Origin of the sequence: Tautonia sociabilis (assembly GCF_003977685.1) — a bacterium.
Taxonomy (GTDB): Bacteria; Planctomycetota; Planctomycetia; order Isosphaerales; family Isosphaeraceae; genus Tautonia; species Tautonia sociabilis.
On record NZ_RYZH01000010.1, the window covers coordinates 15941 to 29024 of the forward strand.

General features: G+C 70.1%; 8 protein-coding genes and 2 tRNA genes. All 10 read left to right on the forward strand.

The genetic code is table 11. The features are described from left to right. The first annotated feature begins 92 nt into the window (after window positions 1–92). On the forward strand, window positions 93–1010 hold the full coding sequence (gene murQ / locus TsocGM_RS06870) for an N-acetylmuramic acid 6-phosphate etherase (RefSeq protein ID WP_126724567.1): 918 nt from the start codon (window positions 93–95) through the stop codon (window positions 1008–1010). Next, window positions 1007–1936 (forward strand): N-acetylglucosamine kinase, encoded by a 930-nt coding sequence (locus tag TsocGM_RS06875; protein WP_126724568.1) that lies wholly within the window; start codon window positions 1007–1009, stop codon window positions 1934–1936. Before murQ ends, TsocGM_RS06875 begins: the two co-directional genes overlap by 4 nt. Next, entirely contained in the window at window positions 1933–3162 is a 1230-nt protein-coding gene (locus TsocGM_RS06880) for an exo-beta-N-acetylmuramidase NamZ family protein (protein WP_126724569.1), read from the forward strand. The genes TsocGM_RS06875 and TsocGM_RS06880 overlap by 4 nt, the downstream gene beginning before the upstream one ends. Window positions 3163–3417: 255 nt before the next feature. Beyond that, the gene (locus tag TsocGM_RS06885; RefSeq protein ID WP_233578498.1) at window positions 3418–4350 is read left to right on the forward strand and encodes an acyl-CoA desaturase; all 933 of its coding nucleotides are present in this window, start codon (window positions 3418–3420) and stop codon (window positions 4348–4350) included. A 427-nt stretch (window positions 4351–4777) separates the two neighbouring features. Continuing rightward, complete coding sequence (locus TsocGM_RS06890) at window positions 4778–6943, forward strand: hypothetical protein (RefSeq protein WP_148114868.1); 2166 nt, start codon at window positions 4778–4780, stop codon at window positions 6941–6943. 95 nt (window positions 6944–7038) lie between these two features. Further along, a complete protein-coding gene (locus tag TsocGM_RS06895) occupies window positions 7039–8421 on the forward strand; it encodes a glycosyltransferase family 87 protein (protein ID WP_126724572.1) in 1383 nt (460 codons plus the stop codon). A gap of 108 nt (window positions 8422–8529) precedes the next feature. Continuing rightward, window positions 8530–8602, forward strand: a tRNA-Met gene (locus TsocGM_RS06900). Between the two features lie 226 nt (window positions 8603–8828). Then, window positions 8829–8901 (forward strand) — tRNA-Met (locus tag TsocGM_RS06905). A 177-nt stretch (window positions 8902–9078) separates the two neighbouring features. Then, window positions 9079–11817, forward strand: coding sequence for a KOW domain-containing RNA-binding protein (locus tag TsocGM_RS06910; RefSeq protein WP_126724573.1), 2739 nt, complete (start codon window positions 9079–9081; stop codon window positions 11815–11817). Window positions 11818–11887: 70 nt separating this feature from the next. Beyond that, a complete protein-coding gene (locus TsocGM_RS06915) occupies window positions 11888–13072 on the forward strand; it encodes a sialidase family protein (RefSeq protein WP_126724574.1) in 1185 nt (394 codons plus the stop codon). Window positions 13073–13084: the final 12 nt, after the last annotated feature.

Consider the following 13084-nt stretch of genomic DNA (forward strand, 5'->3'; position numbering starts at 1 on the left):
CGCTTCCAAGGCCGGTGCGGCGGGAAGAGCCGCCGGGAGGGGGCGGTTCCCCGCTCGGGTCGGACCATCGGAGAGGGCGGGGCGGAACGACGATGGCACTGGAAGACCACTTGCTCACCGAGGCGCGCAACCCGGCCTCGGAGGCGATCGACACGCTCGACGCCTCGGGGATCGTTCGCCTGATGAACGACGAGGACGCGAAGGTCGTCGCGGCGGTCAGGGCCGAGGAGCGGGCGATCTCCCGGGCGATCGAGCTGGTGGCGGATCGATTCCGAGCCGGAGGAAGGCTGATCTACGCGGGAGCGGGGACCTCGGGGAGGCTGGGGGTGCTGGATGCCTCGGAATGCCCGCCGACGTTCAGCACGCCTCCGGAACTGGTGGTGGGGCTGATCGCGGGGGGGCCGACCGCGCTGACCCGGGCGGTCGAGGGGGCGGAAGACGACCCCGATCGGGGGGCGTCGGACCTGGACGGCCTTCGGCCGACATCCAGGGACGTGGTCGTGGGGATCGCCTCGTCGGGGAGGACCCCGTATGTGCTGGGCGTGGTCGACCGGGCGAGGGCGATCGGGGCCTCGACCGTCGGAATCGCCTGCAACCGGCCAAGCCTGCTGGGGGAGCGGGTGGATCTGGAGATCGCGCCGATCGTGGGGCCGGAGGTCATCGCGGGGTCGACCCGGCTGAAGTCGGGAACGGCCACCAAGATGATTCTGAACATGATCACGACCGGGGCCATGGTGCTCGTCGGCAAGACCTTCGGCAACCGGATGATCGACCTGCAGCCGACGAACCAGAAGCTTCGGCTGCGAACCCGTCGGATCCTCAGGGAGCTGGGGGGCGTGGACGATGACCGCGCCGTCGCCCTCTTGGAACGGACCGGCGGCCGGCTGAAGCCGGCGTTGGTGATGGCGATGTCTGGGGTGGAGGCCGAGGAGGCGGATCGCCTGCTGGCGGCGGCGGGAGGCCAGGTCCGAGGGGCGGTGGAGCTGGCCCTTCGGGGAGAGGGCCCATGAGCGGCCCGCTGGTGATCGGCGTCGACGGCGGAGGGACCTCGACCTCCTGCTGGCTGGCCGACGCGAGCGGCCGGATCCTGGGCCGAGGGGAGGCGGGGCCGTCGAACGCGAAGGCGATCGGGGAGGCCCAGGCTCGTCGGGCGCTGGGGAAGGCGATCGAGGCGGCGAGGGCCGAGGCGGGCCTCGGCCCGGGGCCGGTGGCGGTCGCTTGCCTCGGCCTGGCGGGCTTCGACCGGCCGGGGGACCGGGAGCTGCTGGCATCCTGGAACGCGGAGGAGGGCTGGGCCGATCGCCTGGTTCCGGCCAACGATGGCGAGTTGGTGCTGGCGGCCGGGACGCCGGACGGCTGGGGGATCGCGTTGATCTCGGGGACCGGCTCGATCGCTGTCGGGAAGGCCCCGGATGGGAGGTCGGCCCGAGCGGGGGGCTGGGGACCGTTGATCGGAGACGAGGGGAGCGCATACGCCGTGGCGCTGGCCGGGCTGAGGCTGGCGGCCCGGCGGTTCGACGGGAGATCGGAGCCCCTCGAGGACGACCCGCTGACCGGATCGCTCTGCGAGGCCCTGGGGGCGGAGTCCCCCCGGGAGATCGTCTCGAGGCTCTACGGCGAGGGCTGGGACCGGGCCCGGATCGCCGGCCTGTCGCGTCGGGTCGTCGAGGCGGCGGATCGGGACCCCGAGGTCGTCGATCGGATCCTCTTGCCGGCGGCCGAGGAGCTCTCGGCGGCGGTCGAGGCGGTGCGTCGGGCACTCGGCTGGGGAGAGAACGACCGGCCGCCGCTGGCGATGGCGGGGGGGTTCCTGCTGGCGTCGGACGTGATCGCGGCGGAGGTGGTCCGCATGCTGGGGGATCGCATCGGGGGGGTGTCCCGGGTGCCGGAGCCGGTGCTCGGGGCGGTCGTGCTGGCGAGGAGGGGGCTGGGATGATCGGGGACGCTCCCCGGGTGCGAACCGGATTGGACGTGATCGCCTCGGAGCGGTTCGCTCGGCTCGCCGGCCGGAAGGTCGGGTTGATCGCGAATCAGACGGCGGTGGACCATCGCCTCCGGCACGCGATCGACCTGCTGCACAACGCCCCGGGGGTCGAGCTGGTCCGCCTCTTCGGCCCGGAGCACGGGCTTCGGGGAGAGGCGCAAGACATGATCGGGGTCGGCTCGGGAGCGGACCGGAGGACCGGCCTGCCGATCGTCAGCCTGTACGGGGACGGGCCAGAGAGCCTGGTCCCCCGATCGGAAGACCTCGACGGCCTGGACCTGCTCGTCTTCGACGTGCAGGACGTGGGGGCCCGATACTACACCTTCGCCGCGACGATGCTCTACGCGATGGAGGCCGCGGCGGCGGTCGGCTGCGGGTTCCTGGTGCTGGACCGGCCCAATCCGATTGGCGGCCTGAAGGTGGAGGGGCCGACCGTCTCCGCCGGGTTCGAGAGCTTCGTGGGAGCCTTCCCGATGCCGATCCGGCACGGGATGACGGTCGGGGAACTGGCGCTGCTGTTCCGGGAGGAGCGGGGGCTGGACCTGGACCTCGAGGTGGTCCCCTGCTCGGGGTGGCATCGCGGCATGTTGTGGCCGGAGACGGGGTTGCACTGGATCCCGCCGTCGCCGAACATGCCGACGGCCGCCACGGCGATGGTCTACCCGGGCGCCTGCCTGATCGAGGGGACGAACCTCTCGGAGGGACGGGGGACGACCAGGCCGTTCGAGCAGTGGGGGGCCCCCTGGCTGGAGGAGGCGTCGTACCGGATGGCGGAGGAGCTGGGGGATCGCCCGGGGACGCTGCCGCGGCCCTTGGCGTTTTGTCCGGTGTTCCACAAGCACTCGGGGACGACGTGCTTTGGGGTGCAACCGCACGTGACCGACCCGTTGGCGTTCTCGGCGCTGGAGACGTATGTTCTGTTGCTGGCGATGGCCGTCCGGGCCGACCGGGAGCGGTTCTCCTGGAGGACGGAGCCCTACGAGTTCGTGTCGTCTCCGATCGCGATTGACCTGCTCTTCGGGTCGTCCCGGGAGCGGGAGGCGATCGAGGAGTTCGCGGCCTCGGGGGAACGCGACCTCGAGGGCTGGCTGCTGGCGATGTCTCGGGCTTGGGAGCCGGATACTCGGTCGTTCGAGGAGCGTCGGCGACCGTTCTTGAGGTATCCGGCAGCCCCCTGAGCGGTGGTTCGACCGGCTCGCCGAGGTGCCCGGGCGGCCCTTGGCGGTGAGGATGGTGTTTTTTTTCGCCGAGGGAGCGAGATCGCGGCGGGACCTCGTCCCATCGGGGGGACGGAAGCCGACCGAAGTTCCCGACCTTACCCACGCCCCAGGCCTCGATCCGGGTTGCTCGGGCTCCCCAATCCCGCCGATCGTCGCCGCCCTTCCTTCCCGGTTCCCGAAAGGCAGTCAAAGGATACGATGACGATGGAGACGATGGCACCGCCCGCGTCGAGGGCGACCCAGATCGCCTGGCCCCCCTTGCTCTGGATCGGTGCCCTGCACCTGGGAGCCCTGCTCGCGTTTTATCCAGGGTTCTTCTCGTGGACAGCCGTGGCCGTCTGCGTGCTGCTGCACTGGCTGTCGGGAGGGATCGGGATCTGCATGACGTACCACCGCTTGCTGACGCACCGCAGCTTCGCGGTGCGGCCCAAGTGGCTGGAGTACGTGTTGACGGCGATCGGCTGCACCGCCTCGGAAGGCGGGCCGATCCACTGGGTGGCCGATCACCGCAGGCACCACGCCCACTCCGACGACGAGGCGGACGTCCACAGTCCGCTGCACGGCGGGTTCGCCTGGGCGCATATGTTCTGGTGGATGACGCCGGATATCACCTCGGAGCACACGCCGGCCTATCACGCTCGATGGGCGCCGGACTTGGTGAAGGATCCGGTGCACGTCTGGTTCGACCGCTGGCACATCCTCTTTCCGCTGGCCTCGGCGGCGATTCTGTATGCGATCGGAGGGATGCCGTTCCTGGTGTGGGGGTTCTTCGTGCGGTCGGTCCTGGTGCTGCACACGACCTGGCTGGTGAACTCGGCCACTCACGTGTGGGGCTACCGATCGCACGAGACGAGGGACTCGTCGACCAACCTCTGGTGGGTCGCGCTGCTGACCTACGGCGAGGGGTGGCACAACAATCACCACGCCTTCCAGACCTCGGCCCGGCACGGGCTGCGGTGGTGGGAGGTCGACCTGACCTACGTGGCGATCAAGCTGATGTCGTGGGTCGGGATGGCGCACTCGATCAAGCTGCCGAAGCTCCGGGCGGCTGGGTCGGCGAAGGGGACCGATCGGGAGCAGGTGGCCCGGGTGGCTCGGAAGCGGAGGAGGCGCAAGCCGAAGCCGGCGCTGGGCGCGGCGAAGTGAGCCCTTGGCCCGACGAGGTCGACGATCGGCGCTCGGGCGATCGGCTCGGGTCGAATCCTCTTGCATCGGGATCCGGCCCGAGGGGATGATAGCCCCCACACGGCGGCTCTAGCTCAACGGCAGAGCAGGGGACTCATCAATGCACGAAGGTGGCGCCGGGGGGCGACCCTCGGTCGCGAACCGGGTGAATTGCGGGGAACCTAAACCGGGCCGGGGGGAGCGATCCCTGGCGGCCCGGCATGGCAATCCGCAGCCAAGCCTGGTCGGGCATCGGTGGCCAGGACGGTTCAGAGACTAGCGGGGTGAGTCCCAACAATAATCCCCGCCTCGAGCGCCCGGCCTCCCCCCGGGGCATCAATCAGTCCCGTCGGGGGAGGATGAGATAGTCCGAGCCCCGCGGAAACGCGGGGGCCCTCGAATCCCTTGGTTGCAGGTTCGAATCCTGCGAGCCGCACTCGCGACGAGTCGAGACGACACGTCTCGATCCGATCTGAGCCGGGCCCCGGACCCGGTCATCCCCCGGCTTCTCCGCCCCCTCGGCATGATGACCGGCTATCCCCTCGCCGATCCCCCCCCCGACATCGATTCCTTCCCGGTGGACCGAGCCGAGGCGGCCCGGGGGCGTCCTCCCGGTCCTGCTCGGACGCGGTGGTATCAGCTCGTCGCGCTGGCGGTGATGCTGGGCGGGCACGGCATGCTTTGCGTGGCGATGCTCGGGGGCTGGTCGCAGATCATCAGCACCTGGCCGGTGCCGATGCACGACCACCCGATGCACTTCCACAACGCCATCGTGACGCGGTCGTTCCTCAACCAGAACGGCACGACGGCGGGATACGACCCGTACTTCATGTCGGGCTACGCCAAGAGCGTCGTCTCGGACCCGTCCGGGACGCTGATCGAGGTGTGGGTCGCCCTCTTCGGCGGGGACAACCCGGCCCGGGCCTACAAGCTCTTGCTGCTGCTGGCGATGGCGATGGCCCCGGTCCTGGTGGCGCTGGCGATCCTCCGATGGGGGGGGAACGGGGACGCGGCCTGCTTCGGGACGGGGCTGTTCCTCGTCTATCTGTGGACGGACTTCCCCCTGTCCTACGCCGGCCTGGGGATGATCTCGTTCTTCCTGGTGGTGCCGCTCGGGGTGCTGGTCCTCTCCCTGGTGGAACGATACCTGGCTCGGGGGGGCCTCCTGCGCTGGCTGCTCGGCGTGACCGGCGGCTGCCTGCTGCTGCTGGTCCACCCGCTTTGCGTCCTGACGGTGGCCCCGGCGATCCTGGCGAGTACTGCGTGGATGATCCGGGCTCGGAACCGGATGGACCCGAAGCCGGGGTGGTCGAGGCACCTCGGCCTGTGGCTGATGCCTCCGATCGTGCTGGCCGCCAACGCCTTCTGGTGGCTTCCGGCGGTGTCGCTGAGGGAAACGAGGGATCCGAGGGGGCTGGGGTTCTACCACACGGAGCCGGTCTGGCAGCGGCTCGGGCAGATTCTGGGGCTCGTCGAGCCGGTGCAGGGCCCGATCCAGGCGGTCTTGCTGGCCGGGGCGGCGGTGGGGCTGGCGGCGATGGGGGGGAAGCGGCGGTCGTCGGCCGTCGCGCTGGGAGTGTTCGTGGGCGCGGCGTTCTTCTGGGGATATCTGGCCGGGGCGTTCCGGCAGTTCGACCCGATGGAGCCGGGGCGGAACACGTTCGCGCTTTATACCGGGGCGGCGGTGGCGGCGGGGATCGGCTGGTCGTCGGTTCGAGCCCGATTGCGGTCGTCGCCCGGGAGGTTGGACCGCTGGGCGGCGGTCGGCCTGATGCTGGTGGGGATCCGGCTGTTCGCGCCGGCGATGCTGGGGGGAATCAGCGCCCGGGTCGGCCGGGACGCGGTCCCCAGGGTGCGCTGGGAGGTCGGCGAGCCTCCCCAAGTGCGGTTCTGGTCGCCGACGGGGACGCCTCCCGAGCTGGCGAGCACTCCGAGGGAAGACCAGCGCTGGATTGTCGACCAGGTGAAGGAGCACTTCGGGCCGGGGGACCGCATCTTCTACGAGGAGGGCGGAAGGGCGACCGAAGGGCTGGTCGATCCGTTCGGAGGGAGACGGTTCGGGGGACTGCTGCCGACCCTGGCGGGGGTGGAGGTCGTGGGGGGGCCGTTCCTGCACGTTCCCGTGCGGGAGAATCACACCCAGTTCGGCATGGGGCGCCTCTGCGGGGAGGAGCGCTGGGGGCGGGAGGAGTTCGAGCGGTACGCCCGGCTCTACGGGCCGGAGGGGATCGTCTGCTGGTCACCGTTGGCGAGGCAGGTGGTCCGGGAGAACCCGGATCGGTTCGAGATCCTCGTCGAGCGGGGGCCGATGATCATCGCGAAGGTCCTGGGGTTCGAGGGGGACGCGATCCGGGGGGACGCGGAGGTGGAGGCGACGGCCGGCCGGCTGGAGGTGCGGCCGATCGCCGCTGACGTTGACGGGATGATCGTGCTGCGGTATCACTCGGTGCCGGGGCTTCGGAGCGATCCTCCGGGGCTCTTGCGGGCGGTCGAGGAACCCGGCGACCCGGTCCCGTTCATCGGCCTGGCCTCCCCGGAGGGGCCGGTGACGATCGAGTGGGACGCCACGCCCTGAGCGCGGGTCGGGGACTCCCGGGACGCCTCGACTCAGGCCGGGACGGACTGATCCGCCGACCGAGCCCCAGGCCATCTCCAAGGAAGGAGTCTGCCGTGCCGCCCGCGCCACCGTCGGGGGCCCCGAGCCTCGACACCGACCGCCAGAGCCGACGGGCCGTCTGGATCGCGCTGGCCGTGGTGATCCTCTGCGCCGCGGGGGTCTACTCCCTGAAGGCGGCCGAGGAGCGCAGCGCGATCATCCGATGGCTGCACCAGGTGGAAGAGCTGCAGCAGGGGGTGAACATCTGGGACAAGTACATGTTCCCGAACCCCCCGATCTTCCCGCTGACGCTCTATCCGCTGACGGCGATGCCCCCGCTGGCGGCGTCCTTGGTGTGGTATTTCCTCAAGGCGGGGCTGACGGTCCTCTCGGTCATCTTCTGCTTCCGGATGGCCCGGGGACCGGGGGACCAGCGTCCCGTGCCGGCCTGGGCGCAGTTCCTGGTGATCCTGCTGAGCTTCCGGCCAATCCTCAGCGACCTGCACCACGGCAACAACAACCTGATCATCCTCTTCCTGATCGTCGGCGCCCTGTACGCCTGGCGTCGGGGATACGACGTGCTGGCGGGGCTCTCGCTGGGGCTGGCCATCGCGTACAAGGTGACGCCGGCGCTGTTCGTGCCGTACTTCCTGTACAAGCGGTCGTACCGGACGGCCGGGGCGAGCCTGCTGGGGCTGGGGCTGTTCCTCCTGGTCGTGCCGAGCCTCGTGCTGGGACCCGAGTTCAACGGCGAATGCCTGCACATGTGGTGGCACCGCATGTTGCGTCCGTTCGTGGTCGAGCACGAGGTCGGAGAGCTGGAGATCAACCAGTCGATGGCCGGGGTCCTGATGCGCTACTTCACCGAGCAGCGCACGGGAGAAGGACGGTACATGACCATGTTCTCCGGCCTGCACTTCTACGCGATGAATCCGGACGTGGTGGTGTACGCGATCAAGGCGCTGGCCGTGGGGATGGTCGGGCTGCTCGCGCTGCTCTGCCGGACGAACGCGAAGCGTCGGGACGACCCAAGGCTGCTCGGGGAGTTCAGCCTGGTCGTGCTGACGATGCTGATCGTCTCGGAGCGAAGCTGGAAGCACCACTACGTGACGGTCCTCCTGCCCTACACGTTCCTGATCTTCCGGCTCTGGGCGTATCCGGTGGGGCCGAAACTCCGCAACGCGCTGGCGGCCTGCGTGGGCCTCTCGGCGCTGCTGATGCTGACCACCTCGAGCGAGGTTGGCGGCCTGTTCCGAGACGGCACCGGGCACAAGCTGGCGCTGTACTACGGGATGTTCTTCTGGTCGGGGGTCGCCCTCTACGTGGCGACCGCGCTGGTGGTGTGGCGGGAGCGCTCGTCCCCTCCGGTCGGGGAGGCCAACGACCGGCCGGGAAGCCCGCCGACTCCCCACCTGGCGATGGGGACCACCCGGACGATGAGCACGCCCTCTCCCTGAGCCGAGCGCCGGGCACCAGACCGCTCAAATGGCCGGCCCCGGAGACAAATCGCCCCCTGAATCGGAGGGGGTGGTTTGACTCCGGGGCCGGTTTCGCTATGATGTCCTTGCGGCGTGGAGCAGCGGTTAGCTCGCCAGGCTCATAACCTGGAGGTCGCAGGTTCGATTCCTGCCGCCGCAATTTTCAACTCGCTTGGCAGTTCCCATTCTGCCAGCCCTCGTCCCCTGCGACCGAACCGATTCGGATGTCAAGGACCCCGGTAATTCCGGGGTCCTTCGCGTTTGCGCTTTCTCCCCTCGGCCCGAGCCAGGCCGGGTGAGGAACCGCCTGACCCCGGGGCCCCGGGCATTCGGAGATTGGGATCGATTCGGGTTGCATCCTCCCGGCATCCTGATAACATCGTCTTCGCGCCGTGGAGCAGCGGTTAGCTCGCCAGGCTCATAACCTGGAGGTCGTAGGTTCGATTCCTACCGGCGCAACTCTCGATCCCATCGCAACCCCGCCGAGGCCATCGGTCGATCGACCGGCCTCGGCGTTTCTGTTTGCCGAGCAGGGGGCGGCCCCGGAGGAGTGTCGCGGCGGGACCCGTCGCGACGAGGCCGGGATGGGATCGCCCCGGGCTCGGGCCCCGACGGGAGTCGGGAGGGAGGCGATCGATGCGGGCGGCGATCTCCGGGTGGGCCCTGGCGTGGCTGCTGGTCGTCGGGGCGGAGGCGGAGGCGGCGGGGCCGAGCCAGGCCGGGAGGCTCTCGGCCCGATGGCTGGGGCAGGTGGGGACCGACCGAGTCGGCCGGGCGATGGTCCCGGGCCCGAACGGCGTGCAGGACATGGTGATCGAGCTGCGCGGTCTGCCGGCGAGCTCGGAGATCGTGCGAGCGGTCGTGCGGGGGTATGGCGGGGATATCTGGGGCTACCGGGATCCGGGAGGCCACTGGGCCGCGGAGCTGGAGCGGGAGACGGGCTCGGATCGCGCCCGGTTGCTGCTGGAGCCGCTGCACGAGGAGTCGGGGAGAGCGTTCCGGGTCGAGGTCGAGCTTCCCGGCGGCCGACTGCTGGAAACGACGGTGCGGGGGGGGACCGCGGACCCGATGGTCCGGATGCCCGAGGTGCAACTGGCGGCCCGATGGTTCGGTCCCGACGGGTCGGATCGCACCAGCCCGGGGCCGAGCGTGGGCCCGGACGGCTTCCAGGACGTTCGGATCGACCTGGCTCGGCTGGACCCGGGGCCAAACGTCAACGAGGTGACGATCCGGGTCGAGGGGGGACCGTCCTGGGCGTTCGGGCCGAACCCGGAGGGATTCGGCGACGCGAGCTTCGTCCGATCGGCGGAGGACCGCTCCCGGGCGATGCTCTTCCTGAGCCCGGAGGAGGGGATCCAGGGGCGCCGGGTTCGGATCGACCTGGCGTATGACAACAACACAAAAGACCGGACGGTGATCGAGGCGGGGCCCTCGCCGACCGGGACGCCGGTGGCCGGTCGGACGCTGCCGAGGGTCGCCGAGGAGCAGGCCCGGGTACGCTGGCTCGGGCCGGACCGGGGAGGTTCGGGGGCGGTGGGGATCGGGGTCGAGCGCCGATCGGCCGGGAAGCCGAGGGCGGTCGTCCTGAGCGACGGCGTGGCGGGGTGCTGGGTCTTCGAGCGACCGGCGGGCCCGAGGGATCGACCGATCCCGTATGTCGGGGAGTCTCGACGGCGGCTGGACGTCGCCGAGGGGAGGGGACCGGGGACGCTGCTGCTCAGCTTCGAGCCGTACCGGAACCTGGACGGGGAGGAGATGACCCTCCGGTTCATCGAGGAGGACGGCCGGTCCTCCGTCGTCCGCTTCGAGGGGGGAGCGAGCGACCCGATCCGGAGGTATGAGGAGCCTCCCGCCCGCAAGGTCAGGGTCGAGCCGGGGGACGACCTGGCGAGGATCGCCGCGCAAGGGGGGACGATCACGGTCGGCAAGGGAGTGTACCGCCTCGATCGGCCGCTCGATCTGAACGAGCCGACGCATCTGATCGCCGAGCCGGGGGCGGAGCTGCGCTTCCGGCAGGACGACGGCGACGAGCCGTGGGGAGAGGCGGTCGCGATCCGAGGGAAGGGGAGAACGAGGATCGAGGGCCTGACGATCCGGTTCGATGGCCCGGTGCGATGGCACCAGGGAGCGGCCTGGGGAGGGGCGGTGGTCGGCGTCTCGAACCTGGGGAAGCGTCCCGGAGGGCCGGTCCACCTGGAGATGATCGGACTGGACGTGGAGGCTCCTCCGGCCTCGTCGGAGTGGGAGGAGGCGCCGAACTGCCTGAGGCTCGTCGACTCGGATTCGGGGGTCGTTCAGGGATGCTCGCTCAAGGGGGGCTCGATCGTCCTGTTCAACGGCCCCTGGCGGATCGAGGGGAACACCCACCGGGGGACACGGCCGGGGACGTTCTCGGGGGCGTTCCTGTCGGGGAGGCTGACCCGGGACATCGCGATCGTTGACAACGAACTGAAGCCGGAGCCGAATTCGGGCAAGCTCTACCGATTCCTGGTGCTGGCGGATCGGGGAGTGAACGTCTCGGTGCGGGGGAACCGGGTGATCGGCGTCGGCGCCCGGGACGACGACGATCGTCCGCACCCGAACGCGCCCGAGGTGCTGCTCACGGAGTCGTACCTCGTGCGGTTCGAGGGGAGGCACTCGGGGATCTCGGACGACGGGCGGATCCTGGCGATCCCGGAGCCTCAGGGAGAGCACCCGGCGGTGGGAGAGGTCGTGGCGGTGCTCTCCGGACCGGAGGCGGGGCGATGGGCGGTGATCGACCAGGTGCTCGACCGGAACGTCGTGCTGCTGGACCGCCCGCTGCCAAAGGGGGACTACGACGTGGCGATCACACCGGGATTCCTCGGAACGACGATCGAAGAGAACACGATCGACTGCCGGGGGAGCACGCAGGCCCACCCGATCGTGCTGACGGGGAACCACTACGGAACCCGAGTGGCGGCGAACACCCTGCTCGGCGGCGCGAATGCCTTCCGGATCTCGGGTTACGTGTGCTCCCAGCCGATCCACTACGCCTGGACCCACACCCCTCAGTTCGGCTTCGTGATCGAGCGGAACACGATCGAGGACTCGAGCGGGGGCGGCCTGATCGCGGTCCATCACGGCCCCAGGATGAAGACGAACCGGGGTCGGGTCTATCTCTCGGGGTCGGTTTTGGATAATACCTTCCGGTGGACCGAGGACGGCCCGGCCAATGCCGGGCGGGAGCCGGTGGCGCTGACGGTCGGGATGGCCCCCTCGCTCGACGCGGGGGAGCTGGTCCTGACGACCGGGAGCAACGAGGCCCTCGATGCCCGAGGGCGGCCGCTCCGGGATCCGATGCGGATCGTCGTCGGCACGGTGAACGGGAAACCGTACGGCCCCCCGCGCGAGTGATCCTCGGCCCGAAGCCACCCGGCGCCGACCGGTTCGAGTGAGTGATCCCCCCGAGTCGAGGCATCGTGCGATGACCCGAGCGACCCTGCTGCTGCTGGCCCCGCTTGCCTTCTGCCTGAGCGCGAAGGGGGACGGGCTGGAGATCCGGGAGATTTTCCCCCCCGAGGCGAAGCATAACCACGCCTCCTGCCTGGTGGAGTGCCCGGACGGAAGCCTGCTGATCGCTTGGTATCGAGGATCAGGCGAGCGGAAGGCGGACGATGTTCAGATCTTCGGCGCGAGGCTTCCGGAAGGGGCCGACTGCTGGGGACCTCGCTTCCTCCTGGCCGACACGCCGGGGTACCCGGACTGCAACCCGGCGCTGTTCGTCCCGCCGGACGGCTCGCTCTGGCTGTTCTACCCGACGATCCTCGACCACCGCTGGGAGGGAGCGCTGCTGAAGTACCGGGTGGCCAAGCGGAGCGCGGGGGAGGGGGCCCCGGATTGGGACCGCGACGGCGTGCTGCACGTGACCCCCGAACGGTTCGCGGAGGCGTATCGGGAGGCGGCGTCGGAGGCGGAGCAGCGCCTCCGGGAGGCGAATCCGGAGCTGGTCGCTCTGATGGCCGAGCGGTCGGAGGACGAACTGTACCAGCGGCTCGGCTGGATGCCGAGAGTGCGGCCGATCGTCTTGCCGACCGGCCGGTGGCTCCTGCCGCTCTACTCGGACACGTTCTCGGCCTCCATCGTCGCCCTGAGCGACGACCGAGGGGAGAGCTGGCGGTGCGGCGCGCCGATGATCGGCTTTGGGAACATCCAGCCCAGCCTGGTCCGCCGGGACGACGGGACGATCGTCGCCTTCATGAGGGACAACGGGCCGGGGAAGGCGATCTGCGTCAGCTCGTCGAGCGATGACGGGGAGTCGTGGTCCCCGGTGACGCGATCGATCCTGCCGAACCCGGGGGCGGGGGTCGACGCGATCCGGCTGCGGAGCGGACGCTGGGCGCTGGCCTACAACGACCTGACCGACGGCCGGTATTCGCTGGCGGTCGCCCTGTCGGACGACGAGGGAACGACGTGGCCCGTCGTGAGGCGGATCGCGTTCGATCCGGAGCAAACACAATCCTTCCACTATCCGTCGATCCTCCAGACTCGGGACGGCGCCATCCACGTCTCCTTCACGCACGGGGGAAGACCGGAGGGGTCGACGATCTCGCATGCGAGGATGACCGAGGAGTGGCTCCGTCTCGGCGAAGAAGAGCGGCCGGCGCCCTGATCCTCGCCGAGG

What these genes read in the sequence shown, in the direction of transcription:
- murQ (WP_126724567.1), top strand. Translation starts at nt 93, where the DNA reads ATGGCACTGGAAGACCACTTGCTCACCGAGGCGCGCAACCCGGCCTCG.
- TsocGM_RS06875 (WP_126724568.1), top strand. Translation starts at nt 1,007, where the DNA reads ATGAGCGGCCCGCTGGTGATCGGCGTCGACGGCGGAGGGACCTCGACC.
- TsocGM_RS06880 (WP_126724569.1), top strand. Translation starts at nt 1,933, where the DNA reads ATGATCGGGGACGCTCCCCGGGTGCGAACCGGATTGGACGTGATCGCC.
- TsocGM_RS06885 (WP_233578498.1), top strand. Translation starts at nt 3,418, where the DNA reads ATGGCACCGCCCGCGTCGAGGGCGACCCAGATCGCCTGGCCCCCCTTG.
- TsocGM_RS06910 (WP_126724573.1), top strand. Translation starts at nt 9,079, where the DNA reads ATGCGGGCGGCGATCTCCGGGTGGGCCCTGGCGTGGCTGCTGGTCGTC.
- TsocGM_RS06915 (WP_126724574.1), top strand. Translation starts at nt 11,888, where the DNA reads ATGACCCGAGCGACCCTGCTGCTGCTGGCCCCGCTTGCCTTCTGCCTG.